Here is a 23,995-nt window from a genome sequence, read left to right as displayed (position 1 = left end):
CTCCCGCTGTCACTGGATGTCGTTGCCGGTCAGCCCGGCAGGCAGCGCCGCCGGCAGCCATGCCTGGCCCGCGAAGGCGCCCATGTGGCCGCCCGTGCGGATCACGAGGCCGCTCGTGTCGACGGACACGGGCGCGCGCCAGCCGCGCGCCGCATGCGCCGCCTGGACGCCGGCCGTGTACTGCGGGAAATAGCTGCCGAGCAGCGACTCGAGATCCGGCATGCTCGGCCCGCGCCAGGCGAGGCCGAACACGGTGCCGGCCGCGCTCGCGTATTCGTGGATGACGGTGCCCGATCCGAGCGTGATCTCGCGGACGGTGTAGGCGGCCGCGCTCGCCTGCGCGCCGTCGGCGGAGCGCATCGCGCGCTGCAGCGCGCGCACCGTGGCGGCGTGATCGTCCGCCGGCGGCGACATCGGTGCGCCGCCCAGTTCGGCCTGTGCGTGGACGGCCCACAGCACACCCATTGCAGCCGTCGCGTGCGCGGCGGCCCAGCCCAAGCGTTTCAGCTTCACGTTCCCCCCCAAAGGGACTGGCTTCGTTGCCGGCGGTGCCGCCATCAGGCACGGCGCCGCGGGCCAACAAATCAAAGTCTTAAGAATGACGCTTCGTTGCTGCTGATGCGTAGTATGCCTGCGGAGTGTGTCGGAGTGTCAAATCAACGATGCATGACGCGGCGCAGCATGACGAGCGACACGACCCGCGCGCGGGGGGCTCGGCGGGAGAGGCAGGGTGAAAGCCACGCACACCGGGCGCTCCGCGAACGGAGCGCGGCGCGGTGGCGTGCGGTGCGGCACGGTCAGAAGCCGAGACTCGCGAGCAGGTCGTCGACCTGCGCCTGGTCCTGCACGACGTCGGACTTGCCTTCCGGTGCGATCTGCGGCCCGTTCAGCAGCGATTCGGGGCTGCCGGTCGCGCTGATCTGCTCGGCCGCGAGCGCGGCCGCGGTCGCCGCGAACTGCTCGCGCCGCTCGGGCGCGATGTTCTCGACGAGCACGGTGAGCAGCTGCTGCTCGATCAGATAGACCATGTCCATGATCTTCTTGATCACCTGCCCGGTCAGGTCCTGGAAATCCTGCGCGAGCATGATCTCGAGCAGCTGCGCGCTGGTCGCGGACGTCGCTTCGGGCAGCGCGCGCAGGAACGTGCGCGTGTCGTCCATCAGCTCGCGCACGTCCGCATGCTCGATCGGCGCCGCGTACCACTGCGCCCAGCGCGCGTCAAGCGCCTCGGCCTCGCTCTGGATGCGCGCCTGCACCGGCTTCGCGACCTCGATCGCGTTCAGCACGCGCTCGGCCGCCTGCTCGGTCATCGTCGCGACGTAGCGCAGCCGGTCGCGTGCATCGGGCACGGCTTCCGCCGCACGCTCGACATGCTTGTCGAGCCCGAGCTCGCGCATCGAATCGCGCAGCGTGCGCGTGACGTGGCCGATGCGCGCGAGGATCCGGTCGCTCGCGTAATCGGCGCCTTCGGCGTGGCCGTCGGCGCTGAACGCAGCGCCGGCGAGCGCCGCATGGATCGGCTCGTTCACGTCAGCTCCCGGCCTTGGCCATCTTGTCGATGATCTTGTTCAGCTTCTCGTCGAGCGTCGCGGCCGTGAACGGTTTCACGACGTAGCCGCTCGCGCCGGCCTGCGCGGCCGCGATGATGTTCTCCTTCTTCGACTCGGCCGTGACCATCAGCACCGGCAGATGCGTGAGCGTCGCGTCCGCGCGGATTTCCTTCAGCATCGCGAGGCCGTCGAGGTTCGGCATGTTCCAGTCCGAGATCACGAAGTCGAAGCCGCCGCCGCGCAAGCGCGCGAGGCCGGCCGCGCCGTCCTCGGCTTCGTCGACGTTCGTGTAGCCCAGTTCCTTGAGCAGGTTGCGGACGATCCTGCGCATCGTCGGGAAATCGTCCACCACCAGGATTTTCATGCTCTTGTCCATCGTCGTTCCTTTGCAGATTCGTTACCGTCGGGGCCCGCGGCTTCGCACGTGCCCCGTGACATTTCATTCAGACGCGTTGCACGCGGTCACCCATCGTCGCCAGCCGCGCCATCACGCGCCGGCTCATCTCGGCAAGCGGCGCGACCTCGTCCGCGCCGCCGAGCGCGATCGCCTCGCGCGGCATCCCGAACACGATGCAGCTCGCCTCGTCCTGCGCGAACGTGTGGGCGCCCGCGCGCTTCATGTCCAGCAGGCCGGCCGCGCCGTCGCGGCCCATCCCCGTGAGGATCACGCCGATCGCGTTCTTGCCCGCGTGCTGCGCCGCCGAGCGGAACAGCACGTCGACTGACGGCCGGTGGCGGTTCACCGGCGGCTCGTCGGACAGCTGCGCGATGTAGTTCGCGCCGCTGCGCGCGAGCAGCAGGTGCGCATGGCCCGGTGCGATGTACGCATGGCCCGGCAGCACGCGCTCGCCGTGCTCGGCTTCCTTCACCGCGATCCGGCACAGGCCATTCAGCCGCTGCGCGAACGACTTCGTGAAGCCGGGCGGCATGTGCTGCGCGATCAGCACCGCCGGCGCATCCGGCGGCAGCGGCGTCAGCACCTCGCGGATCGCCTCGGTGCCGCCCGTCGACGCGCCGATGATGATCAGCTTCTCGGTACTGACGAGCGGGTTGTTGAACATCGGCGCGGCCGGCTGGCCGCTCGCGGTGCGCGCGGCGGCCGCCTGCGGCTGCGGTGCCTGGCGCACGCGGGCGCGCGACGCCGCGCGGATCTTGTCCGCGAGCTTTTCCGCGTAGTCGAGCATGCCGTCGCGGATCCCGACGCGCGGCTTCGTGACGAAATCCACCGCGCCGAGTTCGAGCGCGCGCAGCGTGATCTCGGAGCCGCGCTCGGTCAGCGACGACACCATCACGACCGGCATCGGCCGCAGGCGCATCAGCTTCTCGAGGAAGTCGAGGCCGTCCATGCGCGGCATTTCGACGTCCAGCGTCAGGACGTCCGGGTTGTGCTGCTTGATGAGTTCGCGCGCGACGAGCGGATCCGGCGCGGTCGCGCATACCGTCATGTCGGGCTGGCTGTTGATGATCTCCGTCATCAGGCTGCGGATCAGCGCCGAATCGTCGACGCACAACACTTTGATCTTCTGCACTGCGGTCATGCCTCCTGCTTTCTCGAATGGTTGGCCGCGTACGGGCTGCCGGCGTTCGGGCTGGTGGCCTTCGCGTTCGCCGGCTGCGCGCCCGCGCCGCCGCGTGCGCCGAACAGCTCGATGCGCGGGCGCGCCGGCGGCGGCGCGGCCGGGCGCTTCGCCGCGAACAGCTCGACGTGCGCGCGCGTCCGGGCGGCGTGCACGCGGTCGGCCTCGCGCGCCAGCGCGGCTTCGCGCTCGGTCACGCCCGGCACCTGCAGCCGCAGCTTCTTCACCATCGCGCGCCCGCTGCGCGGCATGAACGCGACCTTGCGCGGGTGCACGCCCTGCAGGTCCTCCGCGGTGATGCGGATGCGCTCGAGCGCGAGATAGCGGCGCACGAAATCCGCGTTGCGGTCGCCGATGTTGATGGTCGTCATCCCTGCCAGCACGGCCGCGCCGCCGAACACCTTCGCCTCGAGGCGCTCGCGGCGCCCGCCGGCCTTGATCAGTTCGTTCATCAGCACTTCCATCGCATACGCGCCGTAGCGCATCGACTCCGATGCGGCCGCGCCGGCGTCGGCGCCGTCGTCGGGCAGCATGAAGTGATTCATCCCGCCGATACCCGCGATCGGGTCGTGCAGGCACGCGGCGACGCACGAGCCGAGCACGGTCATCAGCACCATGTCCTCGGACGTCGTGTAGAACTCGTTCGGCAGCAGCTTCACGCCGGGGCGCTCGAAGTGGTTGTCGAAGTAACGATTGGTGGCGATCGGCAGCGCGCTCATCCGCGTTCTCCGTAAGCGGGCGCGACGCCCGCGGCACGCGCATGGGCGCGCGGCGGCACCGCCGCGGCCGGCGCCGCGCCGCGCGGGCGCAGGCCCGGCGCGGCGTCGTGCCCCAAGGGCACTTCCTTCGGGGCGCGCGTCAGCTCGTACACCGTTTGCCCGCGCAGCCGGAACGCCTGCGAGACGTAGGTGAAATTCTCCGAATGCCCGGCGAACAGCAGCCCGCCCGGTTTCACGAGCGGCTCGAAGCGCGACAGCACCTGCCCTTGCGTCGGCTTGTCGAAATAGATCATCACGTTGCGGCAGAAGATCGCGTCGAACGGCTTCGCGATCCCGTAGTCGGCATCGGTCAGGTTCAGCTGCTCGAAGCGGATCATCGCGCGCAGCTCCGGGCGCACCTTCACGCGGCCGGCCTGCGCGCCGGTGCCCTTCAGGAAGAAGCGCTTGAGCCGCTCCGGGCTCAGGTGCTTGACCTGGTCGTACGTATAGATGCCGGCCTCGGCCTTCGCGAGCACCTGCGTGTCGAGGTCGGTCGCGAGGATCGATGCGCCGCGCGCGGCCGATTCGCCGAGCGCCTCGATCAGCGTGATCGCGATCGAGTAAGGCTCCTCGCCGGTCGACGCCGCCGAGCACCACACCGACACGGGCGCCGCGCGCCCCTTCACGAAGTCGGCCAGGATCGGGAAATGGTGCGACTCGCGGAAGAACGCGGTCAGGTTCGTCGTCAGCGCGTTGGTGAACGCCTCCCACTCGAGCGGATCGTCCTCCTGCTCGAGCAGGTCGAGGTAGTCGCGGAACGTGTCGAGGCCGCGGGCGCGCAGCCGGCGCGCGAGCCGGCTGTACGCCATGTCGCGCTTGTGCTCGGACAGCGAGATGCCCGCGCGTTGATGAATCAGCGCGCGGATGCGTGCGAAATCCGCGCCGGTGAACGCGAAGTCGCGCCCCGGCTCGCCCGCGCGGGGCGAGGCATCCGGTGCATCGGGTCGAAACGGTGCGCGCGCAGACGGCATGGCTTAGAAGGTCTCCCAGTCGTCATCGGACGTGCCGGCCGCGGCCAGCGCCGGCTTCTCGCTGCTCAGCGCCGGACGCACCAGCGCGGGCTTGTCGGCCGGCTTGTGCGCCGGTGCGGCGGCCGCCTTCGCGAGACGCGGGCCGTAGCCGCCCGCGGCCGGCGCTTCCTTCGCCGCGCGTGCGGCGGCGTCCGGCGCACGCTTCGTTTCGTGGCTCGCGGCCGGTGCCGATGCATGTGACGCATGCGACGCGGGCGCAGGCGACGCGCGGCGCGCCGGCTGAGCGGCCGCCTGCGGTGCCGGCAATGCGGCCGGCGCGGTTACATGGCGGCGTTCCGACGGCGACGCCAGCGCCGGCGCCGGCGCCGATGCGTGCGCGGCCGGGCGTGCGGCGCCGCGCGACGGCGCGACGAGCGCGATGCCGCCCGCGACGCGCCACGCCGACACGACCGCCTTCATCTGGCGCGTCTGCTCCTCGAGCGACGCGGCGGCCGCCGCGGCCTGCTCGACGAGCGCCGCGTTCTGCTGCGTGACGGAATCCATCTGGCCGACCGCGCGATTGACCTGCTCGATGCCGGTCGACTGCTCGTCCGACGCGGCGCTGATCTCGCCCATGATGTCGGTCACGCGGCGCACGGCCTGCACGATCTCGTCCATCGTCGAGCCGGCCCGCGCGACGAGCGCCGACCCGCTGTCGACCTTCTCGGCCGAATCGCCGATCAGCTGCTTGATTTCCTTCGCGGCGCTCGCGCTGCGCTGCGCGAGCGAGCGCACTTCGCCCGCGACCACCGCGAAGCCGCGGCCCTGCTCGCCGGCCCGCGCGGCTTCGACCGCCGCGTTCAGCGCGAGGATGTTGGTCTGGAATGCGATGCCTTCGATCGTGCCGATGATGTCGACGACCTTGCCCGAGCTGGCCGCGATGTCCTGCATCGTCGACACGACCTGGCCGACCACCTCGCCGCCCTGCGTCGCGATGTCGGACGCGTTTACCGCGAGCTGGCTCGCCTGCCGCGCGTTCTCCGCGTTCTGCCGCACGGTGCCGGTGAGCTGCTCCATGCTCGATGCGGTTTCCTGCAGCGACGCGGCCTGCTCCTCGGTGCGCTGCGACAGGTCGGTGTTGCCGGTCGAGATCTCGCGCGCGCCGACGTCGATCGATTCGGTGCCGCGATGCACGGCCTGCACCATCGCCGTCACGGCGTCCTGCATCCGCTTGATGCCGCCGAACAGGCGGCCGATCTCATTGTTGCTGAAGACGTTCACCGGCTGCGTGAGGTCGCCGCCGGCGATCCGCTCGAAGTGCGCGATCGCGTCCTCGAGCGGCTTCACGATCAGCCCGCGCAGCACGAAGCGGATCGCGATCACGACGACGAACGCGATCGCGATGCCGGCCGCGATCAGGCCGATCATCAGCGAGATCTGCGACTGCGTCGCGGTCTGGCGGTCGTTCGCGCGCTTCTGCAGCGCCGCGACCACGGCCGATGCCGTCTGGTCGTACGCGACGAACATCGGGCTGATCTTCGTGTCGGCGACCGCGTGATACGCGGCCATGTCGCCCGCGCGCGCGGCCGCGAACTCGGGCTCGACGCCTTCCTTCACGATCGTCGTATAGCGTGCGGTGAGCTCGTCGACGAGCGCCTGCTCGATGCCGAGCTTCGGCGTGGCCTGGAACGCCTGCCAGTTCTGGCTCGACTTCGCGTACAGCTCCTGCGCGCGGTCGAGCACCTTGCCCGCCTCGGCCGTGTTGCCGGCTTCGGTCAGGGTGCGGAAGCGGTCGAGCGCCACGCGCGCGCGCAGCAACTGCGCCGACGTGTCGTCGAGCGCATGGATCGCCGGCAAGTCGACGTGCGCGATCTCGTCGAGCGAGCGGCTCGCGCGATCGAGCGCGTAGAGGCCGAGCCCGCCGACCGCGGCGGCCAGGCCCACGAGGATGAGTCCGACCGCCGTGAGCGTCGTGCGGATCGACCAGTTATGCAACATTGCAGATTCTCCCGAAGTTCCTGCGCGCGCGGCGCGCTTACGCGCCGAGCGTCTCGATCAGCGCCATTTCCCGGCTCGACATCAGCTTCTCGATGTCCATCAGGATCAGCATCCGGCCGTCGACCGTGCCGAGGCCCGTGAGGTACTCGGTCGTCAGCGTCGCGCCGAATTCCGGCGCCGGCATGATCTGGTCGGTCTGCAGCGTCAGCACGTCCGACACGCCGTCGACCACCATCCCGACCACGCGGTTCGACACGTTCAGGATGATCACCACCGTCTGGTGGTCGTACTCGACGCGGCCGAGATGGAACTTGATCCGCATGTCGACGATCGGCACGATGATCCCGCGCAGGTTGATCACGCCCTTGATGAAGTCCGGCGCGTTCGCGATGCGCGTGACGCTGTCGTAGCCGCGGATTTCCTGCACCTTCAGGATGTCGATCCCGTACTCCTCGTCGCCGAGCGTGAAGACGAGGAATTCCTGGCCCGTCGCATCGCCCTGCTCCGCATCGCGGCGGCTGGTTGCCGCGTTCGCCGCGGCCGGATTGATCATTTGGACTTCAGCGGACACGTTTGCCCCCAATCGGTTGAATGGCGAGAGTCAGAAAATGGCGAGCTCGGCGCCGGCTCGGGCGCCGTGCGTCGCACGGGTTTCGCGGTTCAGCGCCGCGACGTCGACGATCAGCGCGACACTGCCGTCGCCGAGAATGGTCGCCGCAGAGATGCCGTGCACCTTGCGGTAGTTGGTTTCGAGGTTCTTCACGACCACCTGCTGCTGGCCGACCAGCTCGTCGATCAGCATCGCGAAGCGGCGCCCCTCGGTTTCCATGATCGTGACGATGCCCTGGGTCGGATCGGTGCGCGCGTCCTCGACCGAGAACACCTCGTGCAGCGCGACGAGCGGCAGGTATTCGCCGCGCACGCGCACCACGCGCTCGCCGTTGCCGACCGTGTAGATGTCGTCGTTCGACGGCTGCAGCGACTCCATCACGAAATTCAGCGGCAGGATGAAGATCTCGCTGCCGACCTTCACCGACATCCCGTCGAGGATCGCCAGCGTGAGCGGCAGCACGATCCGCGTGGTCGTGCCGCGACCGGCCTGCGACGTGATCTCGACATGGCCGCCCATCGACTGGATGTTGCGCTTCACGACGTCCATCCCGACGCCGCGGCCCGACACGTCGGTCACGGTTTCGGCGGTCGAGAAGCCCGGCGCGAAGATCAGCTGCCAGACTTCGTCGTCGCTGATGTTTTCGGAAATCTGCATGCCCTGCTTCGCGGCCTTCGCGAGGATCCGCTCGCGGTTCAGGCCCGCGCCGTCGTCGCTGACCTCGATCACGATGTTGCCGCCGTGATGCGCGGCCGACAGCACGAGCTGGCCGACGCCGTCCTTGCCGGCGGCGACGCGCTTGTCGACCGTCTCGATCCCGTGGTCTAGGCTGTTGCGCACGAGGTGCGTGAGCGGGTCGATGATCCGCTCGATCAGGCTCTTGTCCAGCTCGGTCGCCTGGCCGAACGTGACCAGCTCGACCTGCTTGCCGAGCTTGCCGGCGAGGTCGCGCACGAGCCGCGGGAAGCGGCTGAACACGTAGTCCATCGGCATCATGCGGATCGACATCACCGCTTCCTGCAGGTCGCGCGCGTTGCGCTCGAGCTGCGCCATCCCGTTGAACAGGCGGTCGTGCAGCGCCGGATCGAACGCGCTCGCGGTTTCCGCGAGCATCGCCTGCGTGATCACGAGCTCGCCGACCAGGTTGATCAGCTGGTCGACCTTCTCGACGCCGACGCGGATCGAGCTGCCTTCGGCGCCCGATGCTGCGGCGGCCGGGCGCGGACGCTTGTCGTCGTGGTGCGCGGCAGCCTGGGCAGCCTGCGCGGCGGGTTCTGCGTGCGGTTGCGATGCCGGTTGCGATGCCTGTTGCGGCGCCGGTTGCGCGGCGGCGCTCGGCTGCGCCTGCGGTGCGGCGGCGGCCGGGGTGGCACCGGGGGCTTGCGCGAAGACCTCGACCCGCGCGGCCGGTTCCGGCGCGGCGACCGGTTCGACGGCGGCCGGTTCGACGGCGGCCGGCGTGGCGGCAGGCGCCGCCGGTGCGGCCGGCGCGGTGCCGCGCGCGATGCGGATCTGGCTGTCGTCGATCACGAAGCAGCACACGGCGACGATGTCGTCGGACGGCACGTCCGATTCGAGCCACAGCGTCAGGTCGGCGCCCGCTTCCTCGCGGCCGACGATCCGGCCGAGATTGCCGAGCTCCTCGGTGAGCAGCGCCTGGTCCTTCGCGTCGACGCCGAGGAGCGTGATCTTCAGGTGCGGGCCGTCCGTGCCGGCAGCCGCCGCCGGATGCGCGGCCGCGACCGCCTGTTCGACCACGTGATCGGGCGCGCGGTCGCTGGCGGAGGTAGCGGCGGCCGGCGCCGGCGCCGGTGCCGGTGCAGTCTCCACGGCAGGCGCGGCAGGTACGACGTCCGCGGGCGCGCCCGCGCCGCTCTCGGCCTTCAGGCGTTCGAGCTTCGCGCAGATCGTCGCGGCAGCCGCCGCGTCCGGTTCCGCGCTCGCGCGATAGTCGACCAGCTGGTCGGACAGCACGTCCTTGGTCTCGAGGAACGCGTCGACCATTTCCTTGGTCAGCGTCAGCTCATGGTTGCGCGCGCGGTCGAGCAGCGACTCGAGGATGTGGGTCGTCTCGGTCAGCGCGGAAAAGCCGAACGTCGCCGCGCCGCCCTTGATCGAATGCGCGGCGCGGAAGATCGCGGCCAGGTCCTCGGGGTCCGGCGAGCCGACGTCGAGGTTCAACAGCAGTTGCTCCATCTGCGCGAGCAACTCGTCCGCTTCGTCGAAAAAGGTCTGGTAGAACTGCGTGATGTCGAGAGTCATGCCCGGTCACCGGTTGGATTCGTCGCGTTCATGTCAGGAGGCGGTCTGCTCGGACAGCGTCGCGACCAGGTCGATCAGCACGGCCGGGTCGATCGGCTTTTCGATCCAGCCGGTCGCGCCCGCGTCGCGCGCGGCGTCCTTGAACGCATCGCTGCCTTCGGTCGTCAGTACGAGAATCGGCGTGTCCGCATACGCTGTCAGCTTGCGCAGCGCGGCGATCACCTCGAGGCCGTTCCTGCGCGGCATGTTCTGGTCGGTCAGCACCAGGTCGTACGGCACGGTGGCCGCCATGTCGAAGCCGGCTTCGCCGTCCGGCGCCACCGTCACGTCGTAGCCGGCCTGCGCAAGCGTCGCCTGCAGCAGCGCACGCATGGTCGCGGAGTCGTCGATGGCGAGAATGGTTCGGATCATGTCGGGCTCCGCAGGACCGCTCCAGGGTGGCTGACCGCCCCCTCGGGGGGCAGCGAACGAAGTGAGCGTGAAGGTTGTTTCATACGCGTCTCGAAATCTTGGAAACGTCAGGGTTTCGGCACCACGGCGACGGCGCTCGCGAGCACCGGTCGCGCGGCCGGCGCCGTGCCGTCGAGCTGCTGGGCCAGTTGCTTCGAGCCCGCGGCGTCGGCCGACAGTGTCGTGGTCGTCGTGTCGTCGCGCATCAGCGCGTCTTCGGATTTGCGGTTCAGCACGATCACGCTGATCCGGCGGTTTTCCGGATCGAGCGGATCGGCCTTGTTCAGGTTCTGCGTCGACGCGAGGCCGAGCACGCGCAGCACCTTCGACTCGTCCATGCCGCCCGCGATCAGCTCGCGGCGCGACGCGTTCGCGCGGTCGGCCGACAGTTCCCAGTTGCTGTAGCCGCCCTCGCCGCCCGCGTACGGCACCGCGTCGGTGTGGCCCTGGACGATGATCCGGTTCGGCACGTCGTTCAGCGTCTTGCCGATCTCGCGCAGGATGTCGCGCATGTACGGCTCGACGTGGTCGCTCGACATCGCGAACATCGGCCGCTTCTGCGAATCGACGATCTCGATGCGCAGCCCCATCAGCGTCGAATCGATGCGGATCTGCTGCTTGAACTGGCGCAGCGTCGGATTCGCCTCGATCGCCGCCATCAGCTTGATCTGCAGGTCGTGCAGGCGCGCCTGCTCGAGCCGGTCCTGTGCGCCCTGCGCCTGCGAGCGCGTCCTGTCGTCGCCGGCCTTCGCGACGCGATCGGCGAGCGACGTCGTGCCGTCGGTTCGGCGCAGCGTGCCGGCATCGAGGCTCGACAGGTCGCGGCCGCCGCCGTTGATGATGCTCGAGTCCTGCGAGCTGCGATCGCCGCTGCCGAACAGCGCGGCCTTCAGCGGCGTGTTGAAGTACTCGGCGATCCCCTTCAGCTGCACCGGCGTGACCGAGCTCAGCAGCCACATCAGCAGGAAGAACGCCATCATCGCGGTCATGAAGTCCGCATACGCGAGCTTCCAGGCGCCGCCGTGGTGGCCCTTCTTCTGCGGGGCCACCCGTTTGACGACGATCGCGCGATCCTTGCTCTTGCTCATCGAATGCTCCGCGTCACTTCGCCTTCACGCGGCGCACATGCTCTTCGAGCTCGGTAAACGACGGGCGCTCGGTCGAGAACAGCACCTTGCGACCGAACTCGACCGCGATCGCCGGCGCATAGCCGTTCAGGCTCGCGAGGATCGTCACCTTGATGCACTGGAACATCTTGGTCGACTCGGCGACGCGCTGCTCCGCGAGGCTAGCGAGCGGCCCGATCAGCCCGTACGACAGCAGGATCCCGAGGAACGTGCCGACCAGCGCCTGCGCGATCATCGCGCCGAGCACCGCGGGCGGCTTGTCGGCCGACGCCATCGTGTGCACGACGCCCATCACCGCCGCGACGATCCCGAACGCCGGCATCGCGTCGCCGACGCGCATCAGCGCGTGCGCGGGGCCTTCGCCTTCCGCGTGGTGCGTCTCGATTTCCTCGTCCATCAGGCTCTCGATCTCGAACGCGTTCATGTTGCCGCCCACCATCAGGCGCAGGTAGTCAGTCAGGAATTCGACGATGTGGCGATCCGCGAGGATCTTCGGGTATTGCGTGAAGATCGGGCTCTTGTCCGGATCGTCGATGTCGGCCTCGAGCGTCAGCGTGCCTTCCTTGCGGGCCTTCGCGAGCAGCACGTACAGGAGCGCCATCAGTTCCATGTAGACGTCCTTGGTGTACTTCGAGCCCTTGAAGAGCGTCGGCAGCACGCGCAGCGTCGCCTTGATGGTCTTCATGCCGTTGCCGAGGATGAACGCGCCGACGCCCGCGCCTGCGATCATCAGGATCTCGAGCGGCTGGACCAATGCGCCCAGATGCCCGCCTGCCAGCGCGTAACCGCCGAAGACGGACAACAGTGTCACGAGTGTTCCCACGATAATCAGCACTGCCTGTCCCTCACGAATGACCGGCGGGGAGACCGCCGTTAATCAGGTTTACGGCAGTCGGCAGGAAAACTTTGGCGGTCGCGCCGCGACCGCGCGGCGGTGTTTACCAGCAGGCCCCGGCCGGTTCGCGCGGCGCGCGGCAGGCGTGCGGAAGGCGTGCGGCTCCCGCCCGGCCCCGCCCGGCGGCGTTCAGGCCGCGGCGGTGGCCAGCCCGGCGCGTGCGGCGGCCGCCTTGCGGGTCTTGCCCGCGCGCGACGGCGGCTGGCACAGGCCGCACACGAAACCTTGATGCGGATCATGCGCATGCGCGACGAAATGGCCGCCGCAGCGCGTGCACGGCGTCATCTGCAGCATCCCCGAGTCGAAGAAGCGCACCAGCGTCCACGCGCGCGTGAGGCTCAGCGCGGCCTCGTCGCCGGACAGGTTCACGTGCTCCAGATAGAGCCGGTACGCCTTCACGATCGACTGGATCGGCTCGCAGCGGCCGTGGTCCTGCATGAACCGGTAGATGTTGTAGAACAGCGACGAGTGGATGTTCGGCTGCCACGTCATGAACCAGTCGGTCGAGAACGGCAGCATCCCCTTCGGCGGCGACGCGCCCTTCAGTTCCTTGTACAGCTTGATCAGGCGGTCGCGCGACAGGCTCGTCTCCGCCTCCAGCAGTTGCAGCCTGGCGCCCAGTTCGATCAGTTCGATGGCGAGGGTGATTTCCTTCACCTCGATCACGACGCTTTTGCTTGCCATGGTGAATAACCGTCCGCTTGACGTTGTTCGGATGAATCGCCAATACGCCGCCCGCCGACGCGGCGCGCCGGCACGAACGCAAGGCGGGGAAGGATCAGCGGACGCTTTCGACCGGTTGGCCGGCCATCAGGATCGCGGAATGCGCATGCGTGACGACGTCGCTGCGGCCTTTGTCGGCGAGCGACGACAGCAGCGCGTGATCGTCGAAGCGGAAACGGCACAACATCTGGTTCGATGCCGCGAGCTTCACGGTCTGGGCGAGCGTGAGGTTCGCGAGCACGTCGGCCAGTTCCTGGGAAACTCCCATGCGGAACATGCCCATCGCCTTGTCTTCCCGCAGCAGGCGCTGCGCGAGGAGGAGGTACGACAGGTTGACCTCTTTGATCTCACTGAGCATTTCGCTGGTGGCGCTCATGATTCCCCCGTTAAGAGCTTTTGCTTTGGCCTTTCATTGTGAAAACGTTTGCTCGATCGGGCGCCTGCTGACGCGCTGCCGGCACGTTTATAGTCTTACAGGGCGAATTCTGGCCAAACGGCATTTATGCCGGTATCAGCGAAGTGGCGCACGCCACGCAGGAATTGTCTGTAAACCGTGTAGGAATTTTTCCGACAAGGCGAATTGAAAGTGAACGAACGGCGGGGTGAATGGGGCGCGAATGCGTCGGCGATGCGGTCCGCATGGGACGAATCCGGCTGAAGGCCATCCGGCAAGGCTGCCGGAAGTTGAATCGGTAAAAATTATAGTGGTTTTTCATGATAGCGCAACAATTGTGGTGGCTATCTCGTTTTATGTTTTCGCACCCTTTTTATCGGGGTTTTCTCGTATTTCATGGTGTAACAAGCCTTAAGTGTTTGAAAAAACACTCGAACCCCTGAAGGCGATATCGATAATGGACTCAAATGGGCGGCGGCGGGAGCCGCGCCGGCCCGCCCCGCAGCTTGCCGCCCGGCGTCCCGCGCACCCCGCCACGGACCCGGCCACGCACCGCAGACAGCGTGCGTCGGCGAGTTCCGCAACCCTGCAGCGGACCAGCATGCGCGCTCGAGCGCTTTGCGCTGGTCGACACCGGAGAACGTCCATGCGTATTGCCCAGATCGCGCCGCTTTACGAAGCTGTCCCGCCGAAACTCTATGGCGGCACCGAGCGTGTCGTGTCCTACCTCACCGAGGCGCTCGTCGAGCTGGGGCACGACGTGACGCTGTTCGCGAGCGGCGACTCCGTCACGTCCGCCCGTCTCGAGGCGGCATGGCCGCGCGCACTGCGGCTCGACCCGTCGATCCGCGACTCGATGGCGCCCCATATGCGCCTGATCGAGCAGGTCGCTCGTGTCGCGCACGAATTCGACGTGCTGCACTTCCACCTCGACTACCTGCCATTCCCGCTGATGTCGCGCCTCGACACGCCGTACGTGACGACGCTGCACGGCCGCCTCGACCTGCCGGAGCTGCAACCGGTGTTCGACGCGTTCCCGGACGCGCCGGTCGTGTCGATCTCGAACAACCAGCGCAAGCCGCTGCCGCAGGCCGCGTGGGCCGGCACCGTGTATCACGGGCTGCCCGACACGCTGCTCACGCCGCAACCGGACGTGAAGCCCGAATATCTCGCGTTCCTCGGCCGGATCTGCCCCGAAAAGCGGGTCGACACAGCGATCCGGATCGCCGCGCAAAGCGGGCTGCCGCTGAAGATCGCCGCGAAGGTCGACAAGGCCGACGCCGACTACTTCAAGGAAGTGATCGAGCCGCTGCTCGGCGAGGCGCATGTCGAATTCATCGGCGAAATCAACGAGGCGCAGAAGCCGGCGTTCCTGTCCGGCGCGAAGGCGCTGCTGTTCCCGATCGACTGGCCGGAACCGTTCGGCCTGGTGATGATCGAGGCGATGGCCTGCGGCACGCCGGTCGTCGCGTTCAACCGCGGCTCGGTGCCGGAGGTAATCGAGGACGGCGTGACCGGCTTCATCGTCGAGGACGTGCAGGGCGCGGTCGGTGCGCTGCACCGGATCGACAGCCTGTCGCGCGACGCGATCCGCGCGCGCTTCGATACGCGCTTCAGCTCGAAAGCGATGGCACGGCGCTATGTCGAAACTTACGAATCGCTTTGCGCGACGGCAAAGCGGCCGACCTTGCGTCGCGTCGCGAGCGCGTGACGGCGAAATTCGTCAGAAATATTCGGTGAAATTCGCGCCGAAATCGGCGCGTAAAACCCAAAGGCGCCAAAGAGCCGCAGTCGATGCGGCTCTTTCTTTTTGTGCGCTCATTCGATCAGGAAACGATCGCGGTTTTTCCCGACGATCCAATTCGGCGGCTTGCCGCGCCCACTCCAGGTTGCACCCGACTTCGGGTCGCGGTATTTCGGAGGCAGCGGTGCCTTTTTCGGCGGACGGCCGCGCCGCGCGCGCTCCGCGAAGCCCAGATCCTGGGCCGTCAGGCCATATTCGGCAATCATTCGCTGGACGTCGGCGATCACCGCCGCCACTTCCTGGCGACGCACGTCATCCGCCTGGGCCTGCAGATCGGCGATCTGCGCCTTGAGCTTCGCGTATTGAGACATTTTTCGGCTCCCTTTTCCATGATGCGGCGCCGGCAGTTCCGGCCGGAACGCCAACACCCGTTACGTCATCCGCACTGCCGCCCTGCCCTTCAAAATTAATGCTGCCATCTTTAACCGAATCGGCTATATCGAGAATGCGGACTTATTCTAATAAAAGCCATTCGTCAGCCATTCGAATTTAACAATCGTTGACCCTCACCCAGCCGATTCATTTCCTATAATCCAGACCAATTCGGGGTGACGGAATAAATCATCCGGTCATCCGTTTGTCTTCAACCCACTTGAACGGGATCCTTACATGAATCTTTCTCAGCGTCTGGCTGCAGAGGTATTCGGCACGTTCTGGCTGGTGCTCGGCGGGTGCGGAAGCGCCGTGCTGGCCGCAGCCTTTCCGGGCCTCGGCATCGGCTTCGCCGGCGTCGCGCTCGCCTTCGGCCTGACCGTGCTGACGATGGCATTCGCGATTGGCCATATTTCGGGTTGCCACCTGAATCCGGCCGTCAGCGTGGGCCTGACGGTCGCCGGCCGCTTCCCGGCACGCGATCTCGCGCCGTATATCGTTGCGCAGGTCGTCGGCGCGACGCTCGGTGCGTTCGTGCTGTACCTGATCGCGACCGGCAAGCCGGGCTTCGACGTCGTCGGCAGCGGCTTTGCGACGAACGGCTTCGGCGAGCGCTCGCCCGGCCACTACTCGCTCGGCGCGGCGTTCATCTGCGAAGTCGTGATGACGGGCTTCTTCCTGTTCGTGATTCTCGGCGCCACCGACAAGCGCGCGCCGGCCGGCTTCGCGCCGATCGCGATCGGCCTGTGCCTGACGTTGATCCACCTGATCTCGATCCCGGTCACCAACACGTCGGTGAACCCGGCCCGCTCGACCGGCCCCGCGCTGTTCGTGGGCGGCGAGGCGATCGGCCAGCTGTGGCTGTTCTGGGTCGCGCCGATCATCGGCGCGGCAATTGCGGGGATCGTCTACCCGCTGATCGCGGGGCGCGACGATGCCGTCGGCCTCGTGCCCGCATCCGCTCGCACCAGCGAATAAAACACTACGGGGTCACGCGAGCAGAGCAGCGAGCCTCACGCTGTCGAACAACATCGAGGCAGGTAATTTGAACGGGCGCCGCTGGCGCCCGTTTTTCATGGCCGCTCAGGAAGCGGTGACGCCGTCGAGCGTGCCTTCCAGCGCGAACAGCGTGCGTAGGTGGCGGGCGACGCCCGCATCGAAGTTGTTGCCGATCCGCGGGATGTGCGGCAGGTGCGCGATCAGGTCGGGGTTCGCGTTGTTCATCATGAACGCGTGGCCGGCCGTTTCGAGCAGGTCGATGTCGTTCATGTTGTCGCCAAACGCGATGCAGTGGCCGGCGTCGACGCCGAGTCGCGCGAGCACCGTACGCAGCGCGCGGCCCTTCGACACGTTGGCGGTCATCACTTCGAGACAGTCGGGCAGCGAGTACGTGACGTACAGCGCATCGCCGAACCGCACGCGCATCTGCTCTGCAACCACCGCCAGATCGGCCGGCTCGCCGATGTACAGCACTTTCGCGATGTCGGCGCCGTCGTGCGCGGCCATGTCGATCACGTCGTACCGGAAGCCCGAATCCTGGTGGAATTCGAGCAGGTGCGGCGCGTCGCGGTCGATCAGCCAGCCGCGGTCGGTGAACAGGTTGACGATCACGCGCCCGTGAGCACCGGTCACGCACGGCTGCACGAGGCCGCGGACGATCGCGGGATCGATGTCCTGCGCATGGATCGCCGTGTCGTCCGGCGCATGCACACGCGCGCCGTTCGACGTGATCAGGTACGGCCGGATGCCCAGCACGTCGCGGATGCCGGCGACGTCCGCATAGTGACGCCCCGTCGCGATCACGAACTGCAGGCCGTCGCGGTCGAGCCGGCGGACGGTCTCGATCGTGTACGGATCGAGCTGGTGGTCGCTGTTGAGCAGGGTGCCGTCGAGATCGGTGGCGATGACTTTGTACATGGGGGTTGGGGGAGTGGCGCGCAGGACGCTGCGGAGCCGCCATTTTAACGTCGTGCCCGGCCGGGCGCCGGGCGGTTGGGGGAATGGGCGCGACGCCCTGTTCTCCCCGCTCCGACCGGCTCGACCGTTCACCCTGCTTCAGCCGCCCTCAACGCCTGCAGCGCGAGCCGCAACGCGCCGTGCGCGGAATCGTCGAGCGGCGCGCGCAGCCGCGCCGCATGGCGTGCCGGCACGGCCGGTGCCAGCGCGTCGGCCAGCCCGCCGCACAGCGCGACCGGCAGCGCCTGCTGCGGATCGAGCGCGTCGATCATCTTGCCGATCTCGTCGCCGGCCTGCGCGATCAGCGCCGCCGCATAAGAATGGTCGCAGTGCGCGAACACGATCGGCGCGAGGCGCGCGTAGATCGTCTGGTTCGCATCGCACGACCACTGGACGAGCGCGTCGCGATCGTGCGCGCCCGTTTCCGCGAGCAGCGCGCCGGCAAACGCGTCACGCGGCACGCGGCCGTCGAGCGCCTGCTGCGCGTACGCGAGCGCGCGCATGCCGAGCCACGCGCCGCTCGCCTCGTCGCCGGACGGAAAGCCGAAGCCGCCCGCGATGCGGCAGTCGCCCGCGGCGTCGAGCGCCGCCGCGATGCTGCCCGTACCGAGCGCGACGATGAGCCCCGGCGCACCGCCGTGCGCGCCGACGACGGTCGTATAGGCGTCGCTCTCGATCGCCAGCGCGTCGAGCGGCGCCTGCGCGCGGAACGCGGCGAGCCACGCGGCATTGTTGACGCCCGCGAGCCCGCAGCCGAGCGCGCACTGCGACCAGTCGAACGCGAGCCCCGCCCGCGTGAATGCGTCGGCACAGGCCGCGCCGATCGATGCCCACGCGCGCTCGATGCCGAGGCCGAGCCCCGACGGGCCGCCGCGCCCCTGCGCGAGTTCGCGCCCGTGCCGGTCGGCGAGTACCGCGCGGGTGCCCGTGCCGCCGCCGTCGATGCCGATCGCAAAAAGGAATGCCGTCATGCGTTGATCCTGCTGATTCGAACAGGCGCCAAGCTTAACCGGATCGGTGCCGCGCGCCCATCTGCCGTTCGGCCAGCTATACCGTGAATGGGCCTTCCGCTATGCTGGCACGATCGAATCGACACTGGAACGAGGCCGGCGATGTCGCAGCGGTGCAACTGGGTAAAGACGGAAGCGGATGCTCACTATCACGATACCGAGTGGGGCGTGCCGTCGCATGACGATCGCCATCTGTTCGAGATGCTGATTCTGGAAGGCGCGCAGGCGGGACTGTCGTGGTCGACGATCCTGAACAAGCGCGCCGGCTACCGCGAGGCGTTCGCCGACTTCGATGTCGACGCGGTCGCGCGCTTCACGCCGAAGCGCATCGAGAAGCTGCTCGAGAACCCCGGCATCGTCCGCAATCGCGCGAAGGTCGAATCCGCGGTGACCAATGCACGGGCCGTGCAGCGCATTCGCGAGGATCACGGATCGCTCGCGCAATTCCTGTGGTCGTTCGTCGACCACACGCCGGTCCAGAACGCGTGGCAGTCGTATCGCGACGCGCCCGCATCGACTGCCCAGTCGGATGCGCTCAGCAAGGCGCTGAAGGAGTACGGCTGCAAGTTCGTCGGCTCGACGATCTGCTATGCGCTGATGCAGGCAACCGGGATGGTCAACGACCATGAGACCGGTTGCCCGTGTCACGCCCAATGCGCGGCGCTCGGCGGCAAGCAGCAGCCGGCACGGCGCCGCAAGGCGGGCTGACGGCGACGAAGCTCACGGGCCGGTCGGCTTGGCGCGCACCGGCACGTCAGCACGCGCCGCCAGGTGATCCGCGCAAGGCGAGCCCGAACGCGGCGCCGATTTCCCGGTGAGCACGTCGGCGGCCTTGCCCGTTGGCCGCCGTTGGAACCGCCGTGCCGCCATGCCGCCATGCCGCCATTCGACCGTCTGGCAGTCGATCGGCCACTTTTCCGCCACGATCTGCAATCTTTTCCGGCCCCGAAAAGCAAAACGGCGGAGCGGCTTCTTTCGAAGCACGCTCCGCCGTTTCGCGGCGAACCGTAGACGCTCTTAGTGGAGCTTCTTCGGCAGCATCTGGCTGCGCAGGCGCTTGTGCAGGCGCTTGACGGCTGCTGCCTTCTTGCGCTTGCGGACTGCGGTCGGCTTTTCGTAGGACTGGCGTTCGCGCAGTTCAGCGATCAGGCCATTTTTTTCGATAGCACGGCGAAAGCGGCGAATCGCCACTTCGAACGGCTCGTTTTCCTTCAGAAGAATCGTCGTCATGTCGTTCCTAAATTGCTTAAACGGTCAAAAACGTAGCGGCCAAGCGCCACGCACCGGCCATCCGGGCGTCCCCACAACAGGCGAAACGAGCGGAAATACGGCCTCGGAGGCCGGAAAAGAGAGGCACAAAGCACCGCGGGTACGCTTCACAAGCCGCGTGCAGCGCCGCGTTTGACTGCCAGCAGGAATGCCGAGACGGCATAGGCGTGACAGAAAATCTCAATTCAGCCCGCCATGATATCAGGTAAACATAGCTTCGCCTACCGGTTTACCACTTTTCCGTCGCAATCACGCATCGCAGGCGTTCGAACGCCTATCCGGCCTTGCTGCGAGCCGTTCGAGCCCTTTAAATGCGCGCCGAACTCTACCCAGACGCACCGCAACGCTGTGCTTCCTCACGACAAAATCGAGCCAAATCTTCGGCGCCCCTTCGATTTGGTTTCGAACCACCGAAGTCTGGCTCCGAGGCGGCCAATACTGAATGCACGCGCCCTTGGGGCTAGCAGGCGTTGCGCGCTTTCGACTTACTAGTAACAGGAAAATCGGCTGCCGGCTGCAAGCCCAGCGGCTACCGCGCCGTCTGCCATCTCCCAACCTATCCGTAGTACCCGCCCTCAAAAATGGGATTGATGTCCGCACCTCGTCGCTGAAACGCGATCCTCGTCCCGTCATTTCTCCGGCTTCAACGGTACTCCTTGTCAAAAAACCGAATCTGCCACATGCCTCGCCCTACCGCGCCCGGGATTCAACAGGCCAGTCATTCGTCCGATACGGCATCGTCGGTACGTCGACCGGCTGCCGCGTGGTGGCGCGGCAGGTGCCGCACACCGAACGACAGCGCTTATACAGGCGTCGAGGCCATGTTCGGCAAACCGCAGAGCCAGTTCGACCAGCCGGTACGCCAAAGCAACTTCGCATCTGCCCCTAAAGTTTCGTCGCATGGTCGCCGACAACCAAGAAAGGCGGGCGACGCAGGATGCCAAAAAGCGCGACGCCGAACACGAAACAGCCAAATTTAAACCGGGCGTTTTTCCAAAAACGAGGATAGAAATGCTGAATATCAACACCAACCTTTATTCGCAAACGGCGCAAACCAACCTGTCGAATACGCAGAACGCGCTGTCGCAGGCAATCAACCGCCTGTCGTCGGGCAAGCGCATCAATTCGGCAGCCGATGACGCAGCCGGCCTCGCAATCTCGACGACGATGACGGCGTCGATCAACGCGTACAACCAAGGCGTCGCGAACGCGAACAACGCGGTGTCGATGGCTCAAACTGCTTCGAGCGGCCTCTCGGCAATCACCGCCAACCTGCAACGTATCCGCCAACTGGCAGTTCAGGCTTCGGACGATTCGATCGGCACGGCCGCCCAGGCCAATCTTAATACCGAGGTGCAAGCGCGCCTCGGGGAAATTGACCGTATCGCCGGTCAAACGACCTACAACGGCATCAAACTGCTCGACGGCACCGCAGGCGCAAATCTGACGTTCCAGATCGGTGAAAAAGCAGGTCAGCAACTGAAAATGGATTTGAGCGCTGCCTATGACTCGGCAACGTTGACTGTGACCGGCGATGTCACATCCACGACGAACGCGCAAACCTTGATGGGCCAAGTCGATGCCGCCCTCAAAACGGTCAACACCGAGCAAGCCCAACTCGGCTCGAACATCAACATCTTCCAGGCCGCCATCTCGCAAACGACGTCGCAATCGACCAACCTGAGCGCCGCAAGCGCACAGATCACCGACGCGAACTTCGCACAGGAAACCGCCAACCTGTCGAAGGCTCAAGTGCTGCAGCAAGCTGGCATCTCGGTGCTCGCGCAAGCGAACTCGATGCCGCAGCAGGTTCTGAAGCTCCTGAACTAATCGTTCGGCAAGACGCTCACGTCGCGCATTTAGAAATGCGCAACGCGGGCGTCGATGCAGCAGCAAAAAGATGCTTACCCGGGGAAGGCGCCTTCGGGTAAGCATTTTGCACGTCGCGCTGTACATCAGGCACCGCGATGTCGATGCGCCTGACGGCGCACCTTTCAACAGACGGAGTCCTCGATGTCGACGACGAACATTTCCAGCACCACGGCCAACAGCGCGCTGACACAGGCGGCGCAGTCCATCATCAGCGGAGTGACGAACTCGAACACGGACACGTCCGCACTCGTTTCCGCGATGGTTACGGCCAAGATGGCCGCACAGACCACGCAGAACGTCAACCGGCAAAATCTCGACAACACCACGCTGTCGGCCATCGGCTCGCTCAAGTCGGCACTGTCCTCCCTGCAATCGGCGCTGTCCGGGCTCACCGACGGATCGGCTCTGGCGAAAACCACCGCCACCGCGAGCGGCAGCGGCCTGAGCGCCACCACGTCGACGGGCTCGGTCGCCGGCAGCTATTCGATTGCGGTAACGCAAGTCGCCACCGCGCAGAAGCTTGCACTGACAGCGGGCGTGCAGCCGTCCACCAAACAGCTCGGGACGGGCAGCCTCACCATCACGCTCGGCAGCGGCGCGCCGATGACCGTCGGAATCAACACCGGCAACAACACGCTCGCGGGCATCGCCAGCGCAATCAATTCGGCGAGTGGCAATCCCGGCGTGACCGCCACCGTCGTTACCGGCACGGATGGGTCGCACCTCGTGCTGACCTCGAACGTGACAGGGGCGGCGAACACGATCCAGGTATCGACCAATTCGACGGACGGGCTGGCCAGCCTCGCGACCGTCGACAGCTCGGGCGTCGCAACAAACAACTACGTCGAGAAAAACAACGCACAAGACGCGATGCTCAGCATCGACGGCATCACCAATATCCAGAGCGCCAGCAACACGATCACCGGCGCCATTACAGGCGTGACGCTCAACCTCGCCACGTCGGCGGCAAACACGACCCAAACCCTCACGGTCGCGGCGGACAACACGTCAGCGACCAACGCGATCAACGGCTTCGTCTCGGCATACAACTCATTCGTGAGCACCGCATCGTCGCTGTCGAGTTTCGACTCGACCGCCGCTGCCGGCAGCCAGGGCGGGCCGCTCATCGGCGATTCGATGCTGAATTCGATCGTCGGCTCGCTTGCGACAGCCCTTTCCAAGGGCGTAACAAGCGGCAGCAGCACCGTGAGCCTGAGCGCGATCGGCATCAACCTGACGCCGAACGGCACGCTCAGCGTCGATAGTGCGGCTTTGTCGAACGCCCTGACGTCCAATTCGGCGTCGGTAGCGACCGCCTTCAACGCGACAAATGGCATCGGCGCAGTGCTGAACAACAACATCACGTCGTATCTGCAGACGGGTGGGATCATCGATACGCGCGTCAACGCGCTGAACAGCGACCTCGCCGACGCGAAGACGCAAGCGAAGACCCTGCAAGCGTATGCGAATCAGTTGACCGATCAGTACAATGCGCAATTCACCGCCCTCAATACGCTCATGGCGCAGATGCAGAACAACTCGCAGTATCTGACGCAGTTGTTCGGCGGCACCAATAGCGCCGGCGCACTCGCCACCAACAAGTCATAAGGCCCACCGGATGTATCGAGCCGCGCGGTACTTTTGAAATGGCACTGGAGTGATCGTCACGATGGATCAACCCACATTACTCGCACGCGTGTGGCAACTGACGCAGGCAATCGAACATGCCGCGACGATGGCGGACTGGTGCGGCGCGGCGCGTCTCGCGGAAGCGCGCTCGCCCCTGCTGATGTCGCTGAGCGCACCGCAAACGCCCGATGCGCTGGCGATCATCCGCCGCATACAGGCGATCGACACAGCCATCGCGGCCGACGCGGAAACGACGCAGCGGGAGTTGCATGCGGAGTTTCAGGCCGCACTCGGACGGACCGAAGCTGCCGGCCGATATCAGCAGATCGCGCAACTGTAACTGCATTGCCACTGCATTGCCGCCAGGTACGTCGCGAGCGGCACTTCGCGCCGGACATTTACCTCCGGCCCGGCCATTCATCGCTTCGTTGCGATGAACGGCGTGCTCCGCACTAGCTCACCGACACCTCATCCCGCGCATGTTTGGCACACATCGTGATGAACGTTTCTTCCAGATTGCGGGCAAAGCCGTGGGGTCACATAGCGACGAAGTGAGCAGACGGTCGCGCAGCTCGTACGAAACGCCAAGGTATAGGCGCGAGCGAGGGACATGACTGCAGCGAAATTGCAGCAAAAAATCAGAAAAACCGTGGAAAAAGTACTGCCTGATAAGCTCGCACCCAGCGCAAGCCCTTGATTTATATAGACTTTCTTGGCGCGCCCGGCTGGGATCGAACCAGCAACCCCTGCCTTCGGAGGGCAGTACTCTATCCATTGAGCTACGGGCGC

At 66.6% G+C, this 23,995-nt stretch carries 25 protein-coding genes and 1 tRNA gene; 6 read left to right on the top strand and 20 right to left on the bottom strand.

All coding sequences use genetic code 11. The features are described from left to right. Positions 1-9: 9 nt before the first annotated feature. From DID98_RS21410 to flhD, 14 genes are all read right to left on the bottom strand, one after another. Positions 10-513 (bottom strand): DUF2844 domain-containing protein, encoded by a 504-nt coding sequence (locus tag DID98_RS21410; RefSeq protein ID WP_124486866.1) that lies wholly within the window; start codon positions 511-513, stop codon positions 10-12. A 284-nt stretch (positions 514-797) separates the two neighbouring features. After that, positions 798-1,529, bottom strand: a complete 732-nt coding sequence (cheZ, locus tag DID98_RS21405) for a protein phosphatase CheZ (RefSeq protein ID WP_124486865.1) — start codon at positions 1,527-1,529, stop codon at positions 798-800. A 1-nt stretch (position 1,530) separates the two neighbouring features. Then, a complete protein-coding gene (cheY, locus tag DID98_RS21400) occupies positions 1,531-1,926 on the bottom strand; it encodes a chemotaxis response regulator CheY (protein WP_006754880.1) in 396 nt (131 codons plus the stop codon). A 67-nt stretch (positions 1,927-1,993) separates the two neighbouring features. Next, positions 1,994-3,088: a chemotaxis response regulator protein-glutamate methylesterase gene (locus DID98_RS21395; RefSeq protein ID WP_124571384.1), complete on the bottom strand. Its 1,095-nt coding sequence runs from the start codon at positions 3,086-3,088 to the stop codon at positions 1,994-1,996. Then, on the bottom strand, positions 3,085-3,846 hold the full coding sequence (cheD, locus tag DID98_RS21390) for a chemoreceptor glutamine deamidase CheD (RefSeq protein ID WP_124520477.1): 762 nt from the start codon (positions 3,844-3,846) through the stop codon (positions 3,085-3,087). Before cheD ends, DID98_RS21395 begins: the two co-directional genes overlap by 4 nt. Next, entirely contained in the window at positions 3,843-4,856 is a 1,014-nt protein-coding gene (locus DID98_RS21385) for a CheR family methyltransferase (RefSeq protein ID WP_124571383.1), read from the bottom strand. The genes cheD and DID98_RS21385 overlap by 4 nt, the downstream gene beginning before the upstream one ends. Before the next feature lie 3 nt (positions 4,857-4,859). Next, positions 4,860-6,833, bottom strand: coding sequence for a methyl-accepting chemotaxis protein (locus DID98_RS21380; RefSeq protein WP_124571382.1), 1,974 nt, complete (start codon positions 6,831-6,833; stop codon positions 4,860-4,862). A 37-nt stretch (positions 6,834-6,870) separates the two neighbouring features. Then, the gene (cheW, locus tag DID98_RS21375; protein ID WP_039320139.1) at positions 6,871-7,386 is read right to left on the bottom strand and encodes a chemotaxis protein CheW; all 516 of its coding nucleotides are present in this window, start codon (positions 7,384-7,386) and stop codon (positions 6,871-6,873) included. 48 nt (positions 7,387-7,434) lie between these two features. Then, complete coding sequence (cheA, locus tag DID98_RS21370; protein ID WP_124571381.1) at positions 7,435-9,705, bottom strand: chemotaxis protein CheA; 2,271 nt, start codon at positions 9,703-9,705, stop codon at positions 7,435-7,437. Positions 9,706-9,738: 33 nt separating this feature from the next. Beyond that, on the bottom strand, positions 9,739-10,116 hold the full coding sequence (locus DID98_RS21365) for a response regulator (RefSeq protein WP_044849175.1): 378 nt from the start codon (positions 10,114-10,116) through the stop codon (positions 9,739-9,741). A gap of 107 nt (positions 10,117-10,223) precedes the next feature. Continuing rightward, a complete protein-coding gene (gene motB / locus DID98_RS21360) occupies positions 10,224-11,243 on the bottom strand; it encodes a flagellar motor protein MotB (protein WP_044849176.1) in 1,020 nt (339 codons plus the stop codon). Between the two features lie 13 nt (positions 11,244-11,256). Beyond that, positions 11,257-12,117, bottom strand: coding sequence for a flagellar motor stator protein MotA (gene motA / locus DID98_RS21355; RefSeq protein ID WP_124486860.1), 861 nt, complete (start codon positions 12,115-12,117; stop codon positions 11,257-11,259). 189 nt (positions 12,118-12,306) lie between these two features. After that, positions 12,307-12,861 (bottom strand): flagellar transcriptional regulator FlhC, encoded by a 555-nt coding sequence (gene flhC / locus DID98_RS21350; RefSeq protein WP_124520474.1) that lies wholly within the window; start codon positions 12,859-12,861, stop codon positions 12,307-12,309. Between the two features lie 94 nt (positions 12,862-12,955). Then, positions 12,956-13,276: a flagellar transcriptional regulator FlhD gene (flhD, locus tag DID98_RS21345; protein ID WP_014895554.1), complete on the bottom strand. Its 321-nt coding sequence runs from the start codon at positions 13,274-13,276 to the stop codon at positions 12,956-12,958. A gap of 664 nt (positions 13,277-13,940) precedes the next feature. On the opposite strand from flhD, the gene DID98_RS21335 reads away from it, so the two are divergent. Then, positions 13,941-15,005 (top strand): glycosyltransferase family 4 protein, encoded by a 1,065-nt coding sequence (locus tag DID98_RS21335; RefSeq protein WP_044849179.1) that lies wholly within the window; start codon positions 13,941-13,943, stop codon positions 15,003-15,005. Between the two features lie 107 nt (positions 15,006-15,112). Here DID98_RS21335 and DID98_RS21330 read toward each other — a convergent pair whose 3' ends face one another. Next, on the bottom strand, positions 15,113-15,409 hold the full coding sequence (locus DID98_RS21330) for an H-NS histone family protein (RefSeq protein ID WP_006489320.1): 297 nt from the start codon (positions 15,407-15,409) through the stop codon (positions 15,113-15,115). 298 nt (positions 15,410-15,707) lie between these two features. Between DID98_RS21330 and aqpZ the strand changes: the two genes are divergently transcribed. Continuing rightward, entirely contained in the window at positions 15,708-16,448 is a 741-nt protein-coding gene (gene aqpZ, locus DID98_RS21325) for an aquaporin Z (protein ID WP_044849180.1), read from the top strand. A 105-nt stretch (positions 16,449-16,553) separates the two neighbouring features. On the opposite strand, the gene DID98_RS21320 is transcribed toward aqpZ, so the two are convergent. Continuing rightward, positions 16,554-17,387 carry a Cof-type HAD-IIB family hydrolase gene (locus tag DID98_RS21320; protein ID WP_124571380.1) on the bottom strand — a complete coding sequence of 278 codons (834 nt, stop codon included), beginning with the start codon at positions 17,385-17,387 and terminating at the stop codon, positions 16,554-16,556. Between the two features lie 128 nt (positions 17,388-17,515). Continuing rightward, positions 17,516-18,397, bottom strand: coding sequence for a BadF/BadG/BcrA/BcrD ATPase family protein (locus DID98_RS21315; RefSeq protein ID WP_124571379.1), 882 nt, complete (start codon positions 18,395-18,397; stop codon positions 17,516-17,518). A 141-nt stretch (positions 18,398-18,538) separates the two neighbouring features. On the opposite strand from DID98_RS21315, the gene DID98_RS21310 reads away from it, so the two are divergent. Beyond that, positions 18,539-19,144 (top strand): DNA-3-methyladenine glycosylase I, encoded by a 606-nt coding sequence (locus tag DID98_RS21310; protein WP_124486856.1) that lies wholly within the window; start codon positions 18,539-18,541, stop codon positions 19,142-19,144. 12 nt (positions 19,145-19,156) lie between these two features. On the opposite strand, the gene DID98_RS21305 is transcribed toward DID98_RS21310, so the two are convergent. Next, positions 19,157-19,369 (bottom strand): hypothetical protein, encoded by a 213-nt coding sequence (locus DID98_RS21305; RefSeq protein WP_124571378.1) that lies wholly within the window; start codon positions 19,367-19,369, stop codon positions 19,157-19,159. Positions 19,370-19,453: 84 nt separating this feature from the next. Next, positions 19,454-19,666 (bottom strand): 30S ribosomal protein S21, encoded by a 213-nt coding sequence (gene rpsU, locus DID98_RS21300; protein WP_006401410.1) that lies wholly within the window; start codon positions 19,664-19,666, stop codon positions 19,454-19,456. A 1,050-nt stretch (positions 19,667-20,716) separates the two neighbouring features. Between rpsU and DID98_RS21295 the strand changes: the two genes are divergently transcribed. The 3 genes from DID98_RS21295 (at position 20,717) to DID98_RS21285 (ending at position 23,546) form a co-directional block, all read left to right on the top strand. Beyond that, complete coding sequence (locus DID98_RS21295; protein WP_124571409.1) at positions 20,717-21,535, top strand: flagellin; 819 nt, start codon at positions 20,717-20,719, stop codon at positions 21,533-21,535. Positions 21,536-21,718: 183 nt separating this feature from the next. Then, positions 21,719-23,185: a flagellar filament capping protein FliD gene (gene fliD, locus DID98_RS21290; protein WP_124571377.1), complete on the top strand. Its 1,467-nt coding sequence runs from the start codon at positions 21,719-21,721 to the stop codon at positions 23,183-23,185. A 61-nt stretch (positions 23,186-23,246) separates the two neighbouring features. Further along, entirely contained in the window at positions 23,247-23,546 is a 300-nt protein-coding gene (locus DID98_RS21285) for a flagellar protein FliT (RefSeq protein ID WP_124520513.1), read from the top strand. A 373-nt stretch (positions 23,547-23,919) separates the two neighbouring features. On the opposite strand, the gene DID98_RS21280 is transcribed toward DID98_RS21285, so the two are convergent. Further along, a tRNA-Arg gene (locus DID98_RS21280) sits at positions 23,920-23,995 on the bottom strand.

The sequence above is a fragment of the Burkholderia sp. Bp8984 genome, assembly GCF_003853755.1.
GTDB lineage: Bacteria > Pseudomonadota > Gammaproteobacteria > Burkholderiales > Burkholderiaceae > Burkholderia.
This window is presented reverse-complemented; position numbering and strand designations above follow the sequence as displayed.